Raw genomic sequence first — 16,460 nt, 5'->3', positions numbered from 1 at the left:
AGCGTGGAGGAACCGAACGCCGGCTCCGCTGAGCTTGCAAGTCTTTTCGGTGGGCGCGTATTCTCCCACCCCCATGGTGACCGAGCGAACAGGGCTCACCACGATCGCGAACGCGACGACGCTGCACCCCGACACGAGCCCCTCACGGCGGGCATGCACACGCCTCGCTCCGTCCCTGTCCGTCCTTTACCATCCTCGTCTCGAGCGCATCGGTGAGCGCGCCGTCCTCGCCGACCTCGCGCTTCGCGATGCGGTCGCGCTGTCGAGAATGGAGCCGTACTTCGGTCCACCGGGGGCGATCGGCGATGCGCCGCTCGGGGATACCCACCTGAGCCGCAAACCCCTGCGCATCATCGCGCTGCCCGACGACCGGATCCGGCTGGACGCGGCGGAGCGCGGCTCCCACGTCGCGGTGGATGGCGCCCCGCTGGAGGGGAGCCGCGATTTCTCGCTCGACGAGGTGACGCGGGGGGTCGTTATCGAGCTCGCCAGTCGCGTCGTCGTGCTGCTCCACATGGTCGATCCGTCCCCGCGGGAGCCGGGGGAGCGCCTCGGTCTGGTTGGCGATAGCGACCTTCTGGAGCGGACGCGGTGGCATATCCGCCGCATCGCCGACCTCGGAACTGCGGTGCTCCTCCGCGGCGAGACGGGCACTGGAAAGGAGCTCGTCGCGAGGGCGATCCACCAGGCCGGCAATCGGCGCAATCAGCCCTTCGTGGCCGTCAACATGGCGGCGATCCCTCCGTTGCTGGCGGCCGCGGAGCTCTTCGGCGCCGAGCGCGGATCCTATACCGGCGCCGTGCGCGACCGTCCCGGTTACTTCGGCTCGGCCGAGGGCGGGACGCTCTTCCTCGACGAGATCGGCGAAGCGCCGCCCGACGTGCAGGCGATGCTCCTCAGGGCCCTCGAGACGGGCGAGATCCAGGCGGTGGGCGCCCAGCAGCCGAAGAAGACGCGCATTCGGCTGATCACCGCCACGGACGCCGATCTGGAGGCCAAGGTGGCCGAGGGGGCTTTTCGCGCTCCGCTGCTCCACCGCCTGGCCGGTTACGAGATCGCGCTCCCTCCGCTCCGCGATCGCCGAGACGATCTCGGGCGCCTGCTCCTTCACTTCCTGCGCGAGGAGCTGACGGCCTCGGGCGACGCGCATCGGCTCGACGCGCCGCGGCCCGACGGCGCCCCGTGGTTGCCGGCGTCCGTGGTGGCCCGGCTCGCGCGGTACGACTGGCCGGGGAACATCCGTCAGCTCCGGAACGTGGCGCGGCAGCTGGTCGTGGGGAGCCAGGGCGCGGCGTGTCTGGAGGGGGCGCCGGCGCTCGAGCACCTGCTCCAGCGGGCAGCCCCGGAGCAGCGGAGCCACGACGACGGCGATCGCGCGGCTGCGGCGAGATCGGCGCGGCCGGAGACCGCCACGGCGGCGCGGGCGATCTCGGGGAAGGGCGCCGGCTGGCGCAAGCCCTCCGACGTGCGGGAAGAGGAGCTGATCGACGCGCTCCGCCGGAGCCGGTGGGATTTCAAGGCCGCTGCCGAGCAGCTCGGGATCTCGCGGACATCGCTCTATGCGCTCGTGGAGAGCTGCCCGCAGGTCCGCCAGGCGAGCCATCTTGCGCCGGACGAGGTCGCCCGCTGCTACGCGGAGTGCGGTGGACGCATCGACGCGATGGTGGAGCGCCTCATGGTCTCCAAGCGGGCGCTTCAGCGCAGGATCCGTGAGTTGCGTCTGGGATAGTCGACCCGGAGCCGGAACGAGAAAGCCGGATCGATAGGCCGATAGGCGGTCAGCGCGCGCGACGTCGAGCCATCCCAGCGGCTTCATGATAAGTTGGATCCTCGCGTCCTTCCGTCTTTTCTCGGCATGGGACGGGGCCGCCGCGCGCCAACGCAGCGTTTCCCGAGGGCTCTCCGCTGCCGTCTTGCGCGGGTGAGCGGTCCTCGGTCCTGCCGGAACGGAGCCGGTCTGTCTGACGCATTGGGGGGAACATGGGAATTCGTTGCTTCCGTCGACGTGTGGCGTCCGGGGTCGTACCCGTATGCCTGGTGACCGCACTTGTCCTCGTGGGCGCGCCAGCGCGCGCCACGCCGCCTTCCTTTACCCTCTTCGAGAGCGGGCAGGTCCGGCCGCTCGCGCTCTCCCCGGACGGTACACGGCTCTTTGCCGTGAACACACCCGACAACCACCTCGAGGTCTACCGCGTCCGGCAGGGCGCCCTGATCCACCTGACGTCGGTGCCTGTGGGGCTCGAGCCCGTGGCGGTCGCCGCCCGCACCAACGACGAGGTGTGGGTCGTCAATCATCTGTCGGACAGCATCAGCGTCGTGCGGCTCGGCCGCGACGGCGCGACCGGCGCCGTGGCCGGCACCGTGGATCGAACGCTGCTGGTCGGCGACGAGCCGCGCGACATCGTGTTTGCGGGGCCCGGGCGGCAGCGCGCGTTCATCACCGCGGCGCACCGCGGCCAGAACGTCCCGTTCGATCCGCAGCTCACCACGCCGGGCGTGGGCCGCGCCGACGTCTGGGTGTTCGACGCCGGAGATCTCGGGGGCTCCCCCGGCGGCGACCCGCGCGCCATCCTCACCCTGTTCGCGGACACCCCCCGCGCGCTCGCCGTCAGCCCGGATGGCAGCCGCGTTTATGCGGCCGGCTTCCACTCGGGCAACCGCACGACGAGCATCTTCGAGACGGTGGTCCCCGACGGCTTTGGCCCGGACGGCCTCCCTCCGCCGAGCACGAACTCCCGGGGTCAGCCCGCGCCGGAGGTCGGCCTCATCGTTCAGTTCAACGGGGCTCACTGGGTGGACGCGACAGGGCGCCCCTGGGATGACGCGGTGAAGCTGTCGCTCCCCGACAAGGACGTCTTCGTCATCGACGCCATGGCGGCCACGCCCGCGCCCCTCCCTGGGCGCGCAGGGGTCTTCACGGGGGTCGGCGCCGTCCTCTACAACATGGCGGTCAACCCGGTGAGCGGGGCCATCTACGTCTCCAACACCGACGCGAACAACCTGGACCGCTTCGAGGGCCCAGGCACCTTTGCAGGGCAGACCCTGCGAGGTCACTTCCTCGAGAGCCGGATCACCGTCCTCGGCCCGAGGGGCGTGACCCCAAGGCCCCTCAACGCGCATATCGACTACGGGGCGTGCTGCGCGCCCCTCCCGAACCGGGAGAACGCCGCGAGCCTCGCGACGCCCACGGGGATGGCGGTCTCGAAGAGCGGTGAGACGCTCTACGTGGCCGCGCTCGGATCGAGCAAGGTGGGCGTCTATCGGACCGCGGCGCTCGAGACCATGACCGCGCCGACGGCGAGACACCAGATCTCCGTGACCGGCGGGGGCCCCACGGGGCTCGTGCTCGACGAGCCTCGCCAGCAGCTGTACGTCCTGACCCGCTTCGACAACGGCATCTCCATCGTCAGCACGGCGCTGCGCGCCGAGATCAACAAGGTCTGGATGTGGAACCCCGAGCCGGAGGACATCGTCCGGGGCCGCCGCTTCCTCTACGACGCGTCGTTCTCGTCGAGCCACGGCGACTCTTCCTGCGCGAGCTGCCACGTGTTCGGCGATCTCGACAGCCTGGCCTGGGATCTGGGCAACCCGGACGCTCCCGTGATCGACGACCCGGGGCCGTTCGTCAACGATCCGCTCATCAACCTGATCACCGGCGAGCCGATCACCCATCCGACGCTCCACCCCATGAAAGGCCCCATGACCACCCAGAGCCTGCGGGGGATGGCGAACCACGGCCCCATGCACTGGCGCGCGGACCGCACGGCCGAGCGCGACGCCACCTCGGCGCTGCCGGACGGCGAACTCTTCGATGAGCGCGCCGCGTTCAAGAAGTTCCAGGCTGGCTTCATCGATCTCCTCGGGCGCCACGCTGCCATCCCCGACGCCGACATGGAGGCGTTCACGGACTTCGTCCTCCAGATCACGTATCCGCCGAACCCCATCCGCGCCCTCGACGACTCGCTGAACACCGAGCAGCAGAGGGGATACGACGCCTTCCTGTCCACGGTGGATATCAACGGCAAGCGGTGCGTCGAGTGCCATGTCCTCGATCCGGAGGCCGGGCTCTTCGGCACCGCGGGGCTGTCGGGCTTCGCGCTCGAGCCCCAGCTCTTCAAGGTGCCGCACCTCCGCAATGCCTACCAGAAGGTGGGGAAGTTCGGCTTCCCCGCGGCGTTCGGGTTCGTCCCTGGCGACAACGGCTCCGCCGGGGATCAGGTCCGCGGCTTCGGCTTCATCCACGACGGGAGCGTGGATACCCTGTTTCGATTCCACCACGCGCTCGGGTTCTCGACGCAGTTTGCGCCCGGGGGCATCCCGGAGACGCCCGCGGGGGACGCGACCCGGCGCGACCTCGAGGCGTTCGTGCTGGCCTTCGACAGCAACCTGGCGCCGATCGTCGGCCAGCAGGCGACGCTGACCCGGAACAGCGCCGCGGCGGTCGGCCCGCGCGTCGATCTCTTGATGTCGCGCGCCGACGCCGGCGAGTGTGATCTCGTGGTGAAGGGACGGATCGCCGATCGAGCGGTCGGTTATCTCTATGTCGGCGCGGGCCAGCTCGTGGCCGATCGTCGCGCGAGCCCGCTCGTGTCCGACGCCGCGCTCCGGGCGCTCGTCGGGGGCGACGGCGCCCGGCTGACGTTCACCTGCGCGCCGCCGGGCTCCGGGGAGCGCATCGCGCTCGACCGCGACGCCGATGGCTTCCTCGACGGCGACGAGCAGGACGCGTGCAGCGATCCCGCAGATCCTGCCAGCACGCCGTGATGGGAACTCGCGATGTCATGAGCCCGCTCGTGCGCTGCTCGTGCAGGATAACCAGCATCGCTTCATCTGGCGATATGGAATTTTCAGATCGATTTTGATGTGCCCTGTCGCACAGATGGGCAATTGATGATTGCCATCGATGAATCGATTCCTGTAGGGTCATCGCAGTACGGCTTGCGGTTAAGAGCGCCGCTCGAGACCTCCTGCACCAGGCAGCCGAGGGCGGGCCCAGCGCGTCGCTGCTCCGCGTCGCCCTGCTTCATCAGGGCACATCGTCGCGCCTAGCGCCGCGCCCACCCTGGGCTTCCTTGTTCGATCCGGTCTTGTTCGGCGCCTGATACGTACGAAAGGGGAACGAGACACATGGCATTCCTTCCTACTTGCTCTTCCATCGGCGCACAGCGTCTCCGCCGCTTCGGTTGCGCGATCGCCGCGGTTTCTGCGCTCACGGCGATATCGGCTCCAGCCAGCGCGCTCCCGTCGTTTCCGGGGGCAGAAGGCTTTGGCGCCGTCGCGACCGGCGGGCGCGGCGGGCGCGTCATCAAGGTCACCAACCTGCGCACGAGCGGGTCGGGGAGCCTCCAGGCGGCCCTCGACGCCAGCGGGCCTCGCATCATCGTCTTCGACGTGAGCGGCGTGATCGAAGGGGATGTCGTCATCCGGAACGGCGACGTGACGATCGCGGGCCAGACGGCCCCCGGCGCGGGCATCACCATCCGCGGTCGCTTGACCGCCAGGTACTCCACCGCGGTCAACAACATCATTGCACGGTTCTTGCGAGTCCGGCCCGTGTACAACGGCTCGGCCGGAGAGCAGTTCGACGCAGCGCAGATCTCGCGGAACTCGAAGGTGATCCTCGATCACATGTCGATCGCCTGGGGCGTCGATGAGACCGTGGACCTCTATGAGGCAGATGACGTCACGGTCCAGTGGTCCACCATCGAGTCGTCGTCGACCACGGGGCATCCAGAGGGGATGCATAATTACGGTCTCATCAACGGCCCTGATGGCCACCGGATCACGCTCCACCACAACCTGTTCGCCCATCACAAGGCGCGTTGCCCCGCGGTCGCGAACGGCCCGGCCGACATCCGCAACAACGTGGCCTACAACGTGAGGCACGGGTTCGTGCACCACAACCGGGCGAGCGGCCAGTTCAACATCGTGGGCAACACCTACATCAAGGGGCCGAGCGATCAGCTGATCCCGTTCTACTTCGACGGCAGCGCCGGCGCAGGGCTCAAGTACTTCCTCGGCGACAACTACATCGACGATCCCGGGAAGTTCACGGGCACCGTCGAGAACCCCTGGAAGCAGCCGTACCTCCACCCGAGCTTCAGCAAGCTCAACAAGGCGGAGTCGTACCGCTCGGCGACGCAGTTCAATTTCACGCGGGATGTCCCGGGGTACATCCCGGTGACGACGCAACGCGCGCAGGACGCGGCTCGGCTCGTCGTCGCGCAGGCGGGCTCGCTGCCGCGCGACGTGGTGACGAAGGGCGTCTTCAAGAACATGGAGCGCCGCGACGGCTCGTGGGGCGCCCGCTACGTGAGCAACCTGATGGACGGGCTCAGCCCGGGGACGGCCCCCGCAGACGCCGACCGCGACGGCATGGCGGACGCGTGGGAGCGGGCGCACGGCCTCAGCTCATCGAACGCGAGCGACCACACCAAGGTGATGCCGTCCGGATACACCGCGATCGAGGAGTACATCAACGAGCTCGCCGCCGCGCTGATCCGCCAGGCGGCGGGCAGCTCGTCGATGCTCCCGGACGAGGGGGAAATCGAGGAGCAGATCGAGTAGCGAGGTCCAGGAGAGCGCGATCGAGAGGCCGCGGCGTGGTCCAGCACACCGCGCCGCTCCGCGCAGCGGAGCGGCGCGGGAGCGGCGGCGACGGTGCGGCCTCACGACGCGGCGCCGGCTGGCCTGCCTGTTGCGCAGGCCGTCGCCGCTGCTAGGTTCCCCGCGGCGCTCCTTCAGACAGAGCGTCCCGGACGAGACGCGCCGTACCCGGTCAGGATAAGACGACGCCGCCGCATCACGAGGAGAGTCGTCATGTCCTGGCTGGCGTTGCTCCTGGCAGGTCTGCTCGAGGTCTGCTGGGCTATCGGTCTCAAGTACACACACGGCTTCACGCGCCCGTTGCCAACGGCGCTCACGGTCGGCGCGATCATCACGAGCATCGCGCTCCTCGAGAGCGCCTCGCGGACCTTGCCCATCGGCACGGCGTACGCCGTCTGGGTCGGCATCGGCGCGTTCGGGGCGGCGATCGCGGGCATCCTCCTGTTCGGCGAGCCCGCCACGGCCGCGAGGCTCGGTTTCCTCGCGCTGCTCGTTGTGTCCATCGTCGGCCTCAAGCTGGCGAGCCCCTGAGCCCTCGTCGCCCGGCGCGCGACCGGCCGCCTCGGGTCGACTAGCCTTCCCTCCATGCACGGAACACCCGAAGCCCGCGCCCTGCACGCGCAGTACCCCGCCATCGATCTCCACGCCGACAGCCTCATGTGGGCGCGCTGGGTCGGTTACGATCTGCAGGCGCGGCACGAGCCGCCGCTGCCGCTCGCCGCCCTCGGCGGGCACGTCGACGTCCCGCGGCTCCGCGAGGGCGGCGTCGGCGCGCAGTTCTTCGGGCTGGTCTCGCTGCCCATCGGGCAGCGGCGCGGGCTCGCCGCCGTCGTCGAGGAGCAGATCGATCTGCTGGAGCAGGCCGTCCGCGCGCGGCCCGGCCGCCTCGTGAAGGCGCTCACGGCCGAGGACATCGAGGCGGCGAGGGCCCGCGGCGCCGTCGCGGCGCTGCTCGGCGTCGAGGGGGCACACGCGCTCGAAGGCGATCTCGACACCCTCGCTCGCTTCGCGCGGCGCGGCGTGCGCTACCTCGGGCTCTGCCACTTCAGCGCCAACGAGGCGTGTTATCCCGCCTACGGCAGCGGCCGCAGGGATGGTGAAGGCCTCACCGCCTTCGGCCGCGACGTCGTGCGCCTCGCCGAGGACCTCGGCGTCATCGTCGATCTCGCGCACATCAACCGGGCAGGCTTCCTCGATGCATGCGCGCTCGCTCGCCGCCCACCCATGGTCAGCCACACGGGTATCGCCGGCGCGTTCGATCACTGGCGCAACATCGATGACGACCAGCTCCGCGCGCTCGCCGATCGCGGCGGGTGCGCCGGGATCATCTTTTGTCCGCTCTATCTCGGCGGAAACGGGCTCGCGCCCGTCGTCAAGCACCTCGTGCACATCATCAACGTTGCCGGCGAGGACACGCCAGCGCTCGGATCCGATTGGGACGGTTTCATCATTCCCACTCGTGAGCTGCGTGATGCGGCCCATCTTCCGCTCTTGACGGATGCGCTGCTGCGAGCTGGCTTGAGCGAGCGTGTGATCGCCAAGGTGCTTCGCGAGAACGTGATGCGCATTTTGAGTGACAACCCGCTTCCAACGCGGCTCCCGGTTGCGTAGCCTCTCTCGACGGGCCGTCGGGGTGGGTGGTCCCTCCGGCGCTGCGCTAGATCCTCCTTAACTCGGAGCGGATGCAGGCCATGACTCTCCATCGCCTCGCTGCACAGGGCTACGCGACTGCAGCGGATGCTTACGAGAAGGGGCGCCCGGACTACCCGCGCGGCGCCATCGAGCTCCTGCGCGACACGCTCCGCATCGACGCGACGAGCACGGTGCTCGATCTCGGCGCCGGCACCGGCAAGCTCACGCGCCTCCTGGTGCCCACGGGCGCGCGGCTGCTCGCGCTCGAGCCGGTCGAGGGGATGCGCCGCAAGCTGGGCCAGATGGTCCCGTCCGCCATCCCGCTCGATGGAGTCGCCGAGGCCATCCCCTTGCCCGAGACATCGGTCGACGCCGCGGTCGCCGCGCAGTCGTTCCACTGGTTTCACGGTGATCTCGCGCTCGCCGAGATCCACCGCGTGCTCCGGCCGAGAGGGCGCCTCTCCCTGCTCTTCAACCTGCGCGACGAGCGCGTCGACTGGGTCGCCCGCATCTCCCACATCCTCGACCGCCACGGCCGGGATGCTCCGATACACAGGTTCGGCGCCTGGCGCCGGACGTTCTCCGACTCCCGCCTCTTCGCGCCGCTCGGAGAGCACGAGTTCACCCATACGCAGGAGCTCGACCTCGATGGGCTCCTCGAGCGCGTCGCGTCGATCAGCTACATCTCGGCGCTCCCCCTGCAGGAGCGTTATGCGGTCCTGAACGAGATCCGCGAGCTGGCCGCGAACCACCCGGACCTCGCGGGGAAGAGCGTGTACCTCTTCCCCTACCGGACGCTGGTGCCCCTGTACGAGCGGCGGTGAGCGTCCGGCGAGCCCGCCGACGGGGGCGCCGTGCTAGAGCGGCCCCCGCATGGCGGCGCATGAAGTCGTGATCGTCGGAGGCGGGCCGGCGGGCGTGAGCACGGCGCTCTTCCTCGCCCATCATCGCCCGGCCCTCGCCGACAGGATCGTGGTGCTCGAAAAGGAGCGCTACCCGCGGGACAAGTCCTGCGCAGGCGGCCTCGGCGAGCGAGCGGACAGGGCGCTCTCGTCGATCGGGGTGACGATCGACGTGCCCTCGGTCGTGGTGCACGGCATCAGCGCGGCCTTCCAGGCCGGCGAGGTCGCGCTCCGCGAGGGCAACATCGGCCGCGTCGTCCGGCGCGCCGAGTTCGATCGCGCGCTCGCGCTCGCCGCGCGGGCGCGGGGCGTCCGGATCGTGGAGGGGGCGCGGGTGACCGGCGCCGCGCTGGGCGAGGACGGCGCCCGCGTCGAGAGCTCGGCCGGGGTGTTCGACGGCCGCGTCGTCGTCGGCGCGGACGGCGTCGGCAGCGTCGTCCGCCGCGCGATGGGGCTGCCGTTCGGCAGGCTGCGCGCGCAGGCCGTCGAGGTCGACACCGAGCCCGTCGCGGCGGACCGGGCGCGCGACCTCCTGCACTTCGAGATGCGGGACCGCTCGTTCGCCGGCTATCTGTGGGACTTCCCCACGATCGTCGGCGGGCGCGAGCTCGTCTGCCGGGGGGCCTACGTGCTGCACGAGGGCGCGCTCGGCGTGGCGCGCCCCGCGCCCGACGCCGAGCGCGTGCTCCGGAGCAGGCTCGAGGCGCTCGGCCTCGACCCGGACCGCTACCGGCGAAAGCGCTTCGCCGAGCGAGGCCTCGACCGGCGGGCCGTGATCGCGCGGCCCGCCGCCCTGCTCGTCGGCGAGGCCGCGGGCATCGATCCGATGCTGGGAGAGGGAATCGCCCAGGCGATCGCGTACGGGGCCCTCGCGGGCGAGTACCTCGCCGAGAAGCTCGACGCCCGCGATCTCGGGTTCCACGACTGGGGCCGGCGCGTCGAGCGATCGCTGCTGGGCCTCGACCTGCGCTTCCGGCGCCGGGTGATGCGCGCCTTCTACGGCGCGCCGCGGGAGCGCGTCGAGCGTTACCTCCTCGGCGAGCCGTCGTTCCTGCGCTTCGGCGTCCGGCACTTCGCCGGCAGAGCCCAGCCGGCGGGCGACGCGCTCCGCGCGGCGGCGACGGGCGCGCTCGTCGCGGGCCGGATCGGGATCGAGCGCATCGTCGCGTCGCTCCCGCCGCGCGCGCGCAGCGCAGGCAGCGCCGACGGCGCGCACGCATAACGAGGCAGCGAGACGCGCCGCGCCCGTGAGCCCCGACACCCCCGCGACGGCCACCATGCTAGCATCGCCCGCCATGGTCGCGCCGTTCCAGCCGGCGGTCGGGATGCTCTTCGGCGAGTTCCGGATCGTTCGGCCCCTCAGCGCCGGGGGCATGGGCGCCGTGTACATCGCCGAGCAGGCGAGCACTGGCAAGCTGCGGGCGCTCAAGCTCATGCACCCGCAGCTCTGCGCGGACGCCCGGCTGCGCGAGCGCTTCGAGCAGGAGGCGCGCGTCGGCGCGCTGGTGGAGAGCGATCACGTCGTGCAGGTGATCGGCGCCGGCGTGGACACGGCCAGCGGCGTGCCCTGGCTCGCGATGGAGCTGCTCGAGGGGGAGGATCTCTCGCAGCGGATGAGGCGCAGCGGGCTGCTCTCGCCGCAGGACGTGCACGAGATCTTCCGGCAGGTCTGCCACGCGCTCGGCGCCGCCCACCGGGCGGGCGTGGTCCACCGGGACATGAAGCCGCAGAACGTGTTCCTCGCGAAGACGCAGAGCGCGACGGCGCGCTGGTCGGTCAAGGTCCTCGACTTCGGCATCGCGAAGATCGCCGCGGAGGCGAGCACGATGGCGACCGCGTCGCTCGGCACGCCCCTCTGGATGGCGCCCGAGCAGTCCGACCCGCGCGGGCAGATCTCGCCGGCGACCGACGTGTGGGCGCTCGGGCTGATCGCGTTCGCGCTGCTCACCGGGCGCATGTACTGGCGCGCCGCGAACGACCCGATGGGCACCGCGATGCCGGTGCTGCTCCGCGAGATCCTCTTCGAGCCGATCGACCCGGCGTCGGTGCGCGCGACCGCGCTCGGGCGCGCCGGCTGTATCGTGCACCCGTTCGACGCCTGGTTCGCGCGCTGCGTCGCGAGGGAGCCGTCGCAGCGCTTCCAGACGGCGCAGGAGGCCTTCGACGCGCTCGGCCCGGCGCTGTTCGTCGATCCGCTCGACCCGCGCAGCGTGCGCGCCGCGGGCGGCGCGATCTCGGTGGTGCCGTTCAGCGCCGCGGCGGCGCTCACCCCGGCGGGGCCTGCCTCGCGCCTGTCGATGACCGGACCGACCGAGATGGCCTCGGACGCGCAGCGCGCGCGGTCGTCGCCCGCCGGCGCGGGCGCATCGTCGCCGCCCGTCAGCGCGCGCCCCCCGGTGACGCCCGCGCCCGTCCTGGCGAGCAGCGCGCCGCCGGAGGCCCCTCCCAGGCCCGCGCGGCGGGGGCCGCTGCTCCTCGCGTGCGGCCTGGCCGGTGGCTTCGCGATGGCGGCGATCGCCTTTTACGCCGGCCGCGCGCAGAGCGACGTCCGGCTGGTGCAGCGCCTGCCGGTGCCGGCGCACCCGACGGTGGTCAGCCCAGGCCGCGGCGGCGACGCGCGCTCGCCGGCGCTGGCGGGCGACGCGAACGGCGCGGGCGAGCGGCAGCCGTCGCCTGGCCCTCGCGACGCTCCGGCGCCGGCGCCCGCGCCGAGGTCCCCGCGCCCCACGCGCGAAGGCACCGCGCCGGCGGCGGCGGCGATCGCGGCGGCGCAGCCGAGCGCGCCGAGGCCGTTCGATCGCGGCGCGGCCCACGCGGCGCTGCAAGCGAAGGGCGCCACCGCGCGGATCCACTGCAAGGGCAAGGCGGGGCCGAGGGCGGTGACGGCGCGGGTGTTCTTCAACCCCGCGGGCGCCGTGCAGCGCATCGCGATCGAGCCGCAGGTCGCGATGACCCCGGCCGGGAGCTGCGTGCAGATGCTGCTCGGCTCCGCGCGGGTGCCGGCGTTCGACGGGAGCGAGCTCCAGGACGTCACGACGACCGTCGGGATCGAGTGATCGCCGCGGGCGAGCGCGCGCCCGGCCCCGTCACGGGTCTCCGGAGACGCACTCTCCCTCGCCGCGGAAGTGCCCGATCGTGCGCGAGAGCGCCGCGATGAACGCCCCGAGATCATTGATGTTTCCGGCGCTGCCCGTCCCGTAGGGGCCCTCCTTGATCTCGACGAGGCGCACCGCGGCGAGCTCCTCCAGGGTGACGGCCCCGTCGTCGTCGGCGTCCGCGGCGGCGATGGGCGCGAACCGGCGCGCGGCGGTCGCGGCCTGGAGGTCGTCGTAGAAGAAGTGGTCGCCGTGGATGGTGAGCTCCACGTCGTCGGTGCCGCCGTTCGTGACGAGGACGCCCTCGGTCTCCTTGCCGGCCTTCTCACCCTTGCAGTCGGCGTAGCGCGTCGCGAGCGAGAAGGTCCAGTCGAGGCGCTTCTCGACCTCACCGCCGCCGTCGCTCTTCCGCGCGATCGCCTCGATGTGCACGGACGCTCCCGCCGCGAGCATGAGCGCCTTGTCCTCCTCCGTCGCGCCCTCGAGCGCGGTGTCCGCGTCCACCGGGCCGATCTCGTAGGAGACGGCCTCCCAGGGCTTCGCCTCGAGGTCGTCGAAGGTCACCACCGGCTTCGCGCCGGCCTTCGTGTGGTCGAACAGGATCGAGCCCTGCATGCGCGCTCCGACGTTCCCCTCGCGATCGGCGACGGTGACGTTCCGGACGACGAACAGGAACTTCTCGTACTGGATGCTCCAGCCGTCCGCGAGATCGGCGGCCGGGATCTCCTGCTCGATGTACTCCTCTCCCCACGTCGAGAACGCCACGCTCCCGGCCCCAGCCTCGTCCTCGCCGCAGCCGGCGAGCGCCGCCGCGGCGAGCGTCGCCGCCGCCACCCACAGTCCTTTCATCGTCATTCCTTCTCCTCCGGGGAGCCGGGCGCAAACGAGAGCGCGTAGGCCGTCCCCTTCTTGAGTCCCCGCGTGAAGCCGCGCTGGGCCTGGCTCTCGGGCTCGAGGTCGACCGGCGCGCCGTCCTCGCTCGCGGCGACGGCCTCGAAGTCGACCTGATCGAGCCAGACCGCCGGCTTCACGACGAGCGTGACGGCGCCGGGCCCGTCGAGGAAGACCTCCTCGAAGACGCACCCCTCCACCGACGGCTCGCCGGTCGCGTCGTCGGCGACGTCGGCGACCAGCGCGCGCGCGCGGAACACCCGCGCGAGGTCGCCCTTCTCGGCGCGGCCCTCCACGGCGACGACGTGCCCGTCGAGCGCCGCGGCGAGCGGGCCCGAGGGCGGCGCGCCGAACGTGAAGCGCGCGGATCGCGCGACGCCGCTCACGGCGTCCGCGTCCGCGAGCGCCGTCGTCCCTTGCAGCAGGTCGACCGACGTCGGCTGCGTCATCTGGCCCCTCGCCTCGCCGGCCTGGTAGTGGCCCGGGTGCGCGTGCGCCTCGGGCACGGCCCACCGGGCGAGCCGCTCCAGCAGCGAGGGGCCGCCGCCCGGCGAAGGCCGCCGCGCCGTGAACGGGGCGCCTTCGAAGTAGTGGAGCGACCCGATCGCCAGGTGCGCCTTCGACAGCGTGATGGTCCAGCCGAGCGCGTTCGTGAACGGCGCGGCCGACGCGGCGTCGGGCGCGATCTGCGTCGCCAGGGTCAGGCGCTTGCCGGAGGTCGCGTCGTCGCCTGCGGCGCCGCACCCGGCGGCGAGCGCGCCCGCGGCGAGCGCCGCGGCGAGGCGCCCCGACGCGGCGAGGGCGGCGCGCCGGCGGGATCGGGTCTGTGCGGTGGTGGATGTCATCGAGGTCCTCAGCCGATGTAGAGGGAGAGCGAAGCGAGGAAGCTGCGCGGGGCGCCGACCGTCACGTGCCGCGCGGGGAGGAGGTCGGGCGCCGCGCCGCGGGTGAAGCTCGAGGGGTAGACGAACTCGCCGTCGAACCACGCCGCGTCGAGGAGGTTGTAGACGTCGAGCCCGAGCTCGACGCGGTGGTAGCGGACGTGCGCCGTCACGTCGGTGACGAGCGCGTCGTGGCCGAGCTCTCCGAACGGCAGGGGGCGGCCGTGGAGCAGCGTCACGCCAGCGCCGGCGCGGGCCTCGAGGCGCCGGCCGAAGAGCGCGCCGAGGCGCGGCGTCACCGCGAGATCGGCGCGGGCGACGACCTGGGGCACGAAGGGGAGGAGATCGCCCGCCGCGTAGCGCCCCCCGGAGGCGGTGAAGGCGGCCCGGGTGTACGTCAGGCCGACGCTCGACACGAGCCACGGCGCCGGGTGCGCCACCGCGTCGAGGGCCACCCCGGTGCGGGCCGTAGCGGGCACGGGCTCGTTGCGGGCGGTCGCCTCGTCGAAGACGAGATCCTCGCTGAGGCGCGTCTGGAACAGCGCCGCCGACGCCCGCACGAGCTCGTCGGCGTAGCGGAGCCCGGCCTCGGCGGAGAGCACCCGCGTGAAGGGGGTCCGCTCGCCGTCGCCGAGGCTGCGCGCCTGGGGCGAGCGGAACCCCTGGCCCACGCTGGCGAGCGCGCGGAGCCCGGGGAACAGCGCCACGTCGACCGTGCCCTTGCCGCCCACGTGGACGCCCTGCGCGCTGCGCGCCTGGGCCCCCTGGCCGACATTGTCGACGACCTGGTACGCGAGGCCGTCGGCGCGCAGCCCGCCGCGCAGCGTGATCCGCCGCGCCGGCCGGATCGACGCGTCGAGGTAGCCGGCGATGTCGGTCGCGCGGACCTTCGCGTCGACGAGCGTGGCGGTCGGCCTGTCGTCGACGGCCGCGAGGCGCCGCTGCGACTGCTCGATCCAGTCGGTGCGCGCGACGACGCCCGCCTCGAACGTGTCGCGGTCGGAGAGCAGCGGGAAGGCGAGCCGGTAGGACGCGGTGGCGCCCGCCGTGATCGCCTCGTTGAGCTGCTGGGTGGCGTCGCCGTTCGTGGGGTCCGCGAGGTACCCGGTGAAGTTCGAGCGCAGCCGGAGCGCGCGCAGCACGACGAACGGCGTGAGCGAGAGGCCCTCCCCGCGGGCGGCGCCGTCGCCCGAGCCGCGCAGATCGACGACGAGCTGCGCGCGCGACGAGTCGCCGCCCTGATCGGGATCGTACGAGGCGAAGCGGTCGACCTTGCCCGACTCGATGTCGCAGAGGCGCAGGACGCCGGCGGAGCCGCAGCGGGAGGCGAACGCCGACGCCATCACCCGCGCGGAGACGCCGGCGACCGGCCGGTAGACGGCCTGCGCGACGATCGAGGCCCGGCCGGCGGCGCGGGCGGGCCCGAAGCCGTCGGTCCCGTACGCCTCGAAGGCCGCAAACGTGGCGTCGTCCGCGTTCTCGGGGTGGTAAGCGAGGAAGAGCCGGCGCGCGCCGGACGAGCCCGCGGAGGCGGTGGCGGTGATCCCCGGCTCGCCGTAGGCGAGATCGAAGCGCATCGTCCCGGCGACCGCGAAGTCGCCCTGGCGCGGGTCGTACGATCCCGGCTGCGCGCGGAGCTCGCCGATCACCTCCGGCATCACGAAATGAAGGTCGGTATAGCCCTGGCCGTGGACGTTGGAGACCTCGTTGACCGGCGCGCCCGCGACCCAGATCTCGAGGTCCTGCCCGTGGACCGCGTCGAAGCCGCGGAAGAAGATCTGGTGCGCCTTGCACTCGCCGCTGTGCTGGGAGGTGAACACGCCCGGCACGAGCTGCAGCACGTCGCTCGCCGTCCGGTGGGGCGCCGCCCGGATCTCCGCCTGCCCGCGCACCGACTCCGAGGCGCTGCGCGGCGGCGCCGCGCCCTGCACCACGACCGTGATGGGCGCGGCGTCGGACACGGGCGCAGCGGCGCCCGCCGCGCCGGAGGCGGGCGTCGCTGCGCCGGCGCCGCCCGAGGCATCGCCGCCCGCCGACGTTGCCGCCCCGGCCGCGGGCGGAGGCGCGGCGCCGGCGCGTGCAGGCGCCGCGCTGTCGCCGGCGCGCGCAGGCGCGGCGCCATCGCCGGCACGTGCAGGTGCGGCACCGTCGCCAGCGCGCGCAGGCGCGGCGGACGCGATGACAAGAAGCAGCGGGAGCGCCGTGCTCAGGGAGCGAATCACAGGTGGGCTGGCCAGTAGCACGATTTTATCGGTTCGTGTTACCATGCGGACGCGCACGCTCGCCCGGCGGGCGCGCCGGCGGTTTGGTCGACGTCGCAGGCGGCGAGCGCGTTCGTGTGTTCGTGTGTTCGTCGGTGGCGTCGCTGTCTGCTGGCCGCCGAAGATTGCTCCGGGGCCGTCCGCGAGCCCTCTTCCGACGCCGTATCGACTCGCGCTCTCGGGCGGATCGAG

11 protein-coding genes and 1 riboswitch are annotated in these 16,460 nt (G+C 72.2%); of the genes, 8 read left to right on the top strand and 3 right to left on the bottom strand.

Annotated features, from left to right (window positions below; translation table 11 throughout):
- The first annotated feature begins 73 nt into the window (after nt 1-73).
- The 8 genes from WMF39_RS31780 (at nt 74) to WMF39_RS31745 (ending at nt 12,196) form a co-directional block, all read left to right on the top strand.
- A complete protein-coding gene (locus tag WMF39_RS31780; protein ID WP_437740228.1) occupies nt 74-1,729 on the top strand; it encodes a sigma 54-interacting transcriptional regulator in 1,656 nt (551 codons plus the stop codon).
- 251 nt (nt 1,730-1,980) lie between these two features.
- Nucleotides 1,981-4,764 carry a YncE family protein gene (locus WMF39_RS31775; protein WP_437740227.1) on the top strand — a complete coding sequence of 928 codons (2,784 nt, stop codon included), beginning with the start codon at nt 1,981-1,983 and terminating at the stop codon, nt 4,762-4,764.
- A gap of 363 nt (nt 4,765-5,127) precedes the next feature.
- Nucleotides 5,128-6,567 carry a pectate lyase family protein gene (locus tag WMF39_RS31770; RefSeq protein ID WP_437740226.1) on the top strand — a complete coding sequence of 480 codons (1,440 nt, stop codon included), beginning with the start codon at nt 5,128-5,130 and terminating at the stop codon, nt 6,565-6,567.
- A 162-nt stretch (nt 6,568-6,729) separates the two neighbouring features.
- A riboswitch (guanidine-III (ykkC-III) riboswitch) is annotated at nt 6,730-6,798 on the top strand.
- Nucleotides 6,799-6,819: 21 nt separating this feature from the next.
- Nucleotides 6,820-7,137 carry a quaternary ammonium compound efflux SMR transporter SugE gene (gene sugE, locus WMF39_RS31765; protein WP_437740225.1) on the top strand — a complete coding sequence of 106 codons (318 nt, stop codon included), beginning with the start codon at nt 6,820-6,822 and terminating at the stop codon, nt 7,135-7,137.
- A 54-nt stretch (nt 7,138-7,191) separates the two neighbouring features.
- Nucleotides 7,192-8,217: a dipeptidase gene (locus WMF39_RS31760; RefSeq protein WP_437740224.1), complete on the top strand. Its 1,026-nt coding sequence runs from the start codon at nt 7,192-7,194 to the stop codon at nt 8,215-8,217.
- An 80-nt stretch (nt 8,218-8,297) separates the two neighbouring features.
- Entirely contained in the window at nt 8,298-9,062 is a 765-nt protein-coding gene (locus WMF39_RS31755) for a class I SAM-dependent methyltransferase (RefSeq protein WP_437740223.1), read from the top strand.
- Nucleotides 9,063-9,111: 49 nt separating this feature from the next.
- Nucleotides 9,112-10,362 carry an NAD(P)/FAD-dependent oxidoreductase gene (locus WMF39_RS31750; RefSeq protein ID WP_437740222.1) on the top strand — a complete coding sequence of 417 codons (1,251 nt, stop codon included), beginning with the start codon at nt 9,112-9,114 and terminating at the stop codon, nt 10,360-10,362.
- A 73-nt stretch (nt 10,363-10,435) separates the two neighbouring features.
- Complete coding sequence (locus tag WMF39_RS31745; RefSeq protein WP_437740221.1) at nt 10,436-12,196, top strand: serine/threonine-protein kinase; 1,761 nt, start codon at nt 10,436-10,438, stop codon at nt 12,194-12,196.
- 30 nt (nt 12,197-12,226) lie between these two features.
- Here WMF39_RS31745 and WMF39_RS31740 read toward each other — a convergent pair whose 3' ends face one another.
- From WMF39_RS31740 to WMF39_RS31730, 3 genes are read right to left on the bottom strand one after another with little or no spacing between them, the layout of a single operon-like run.
- Nucleotides 12,227-13,090: a hypothetical protein gene (locus WMF39_RS31740; protein WP_437740220.1), complete on the bottom strand. Its 864-nt coding sequence runs from the start codon at nt 13,088-13,090 to the stop codon at nt 12,227-12,229.
- Nucleotides 13,087-13,971, bottom strand: a complete 885-nt coding sequence (locus tag WMF39_RS31735) for a hypothetical protein (protein WP_437740219.1) — start codon at nt 13,969-13,971, stop codon at nt 13,087-13,089. The genes WMF39_RS31740 and WMF39_RS31735 overlap by 4 nt, the downstream gene beginning before the upstream one ends.
- An 8-nt stretch (nt 13,972-13,979) precedes the next feature.
- Nucleotides 13,980-16,229, bottom strand: coding sequence for a TonB-dependent receptor (locus WMF39_RS31730; protein ID WP_437740218.1), 2,250 nt, complete (start codon nt 16,227-16,229; stop codon nt 13,980-13,982).
- Between the last annotated feature and the right edge of the window lie 231 nt (nt 16,230-16,460).

The organism is Sorangium sp. So ce1504, from assembly GCF_051521635.1.
Taxonomy (GTDB): domain Bacteria; phylum Myxococcota_A; class Polyangia; order Polyangiales; family Polyangiaceae; genus Sorangium; species Sorangium cellulosum_B.
The sequence above is the reverse complement of the archived record's forward strand: the minus strand, read 5'-3'. Positions and strand labels throughout refer to the sequence as shown.

Bases quoted from the DNA above. Each gene is read 5' to 3' on its own strand.
- WMF39_RS31780 (WP_437740228.1), top strand. From the start codon at position 74: ATGGTGACCGAGCGAACAGGGCTCACCACGATCGCGAACGCGACGACG.
- WMF39_RS31775 (WP_437740227.1), top strand. From the start codon at position 1,981: ATGGGAATTCGTTGCTTCCGTCGACGTGTGGCGTCCGGGGTCGTACCC.
- WMF39_RS31770 (WP_437740226.1), top strand. From the start codon at position 5,128: ATGGCATTCCTTCCTACTTGCTCTTCCATCGGCGCACAGCGTCTCCGC.
- sugE (WP_437740225.1), top strand. From the start codon at position 6,820: ATGTCCTGGCTGGCGTTGCTCCTGGCAGGTCTGCTCGAGGTCTGCTGG.
- WMF39_RS31760 (WP_437740224.1), top strand. From the start codon at position 7,192: ATGCACGGAACACCCGAAGCCCGCGCCCTGCACGCGCAGTACCCCGCC.
- WMF39_RS31755 (WP_437740223.1), top strand. From the start codon at position 8,298: ATGACTCTCCATCGCCTCGCTGCACAGGGCTACGCGACTGCAGCGGAT.
- WMF39_RS31750 (WP_437740222.1), top strand. From the start codon at position 9,112: ATGGCGGCGCATGAAGTCGTGATCGTCGGAGGCGGGCCGGCGGGCGTG.
- WMF39_RS31745 (WP_437740221.1), top strand. From the start codon at position 10,436: ATGGTCGCGCCGTTCCAGCCGGCGGTCGGGATGCTCTTCGGCGAGTTC.
- WMF39_RS31740 (WP_437740220.1), bottom strand. From the start codon at position 13,090: ATGACGATGAAAGGACTGTGGGTGGCGGCGGCGACGCTCGCCGCGGCG.
- WMF39_RS31735 (WP_437740219.1), bottom strand. From the start codon at position 13,971: ATGACATCCACCACCGCACAGACCCGATCCCGCCGGCGCGCCGCCCTC.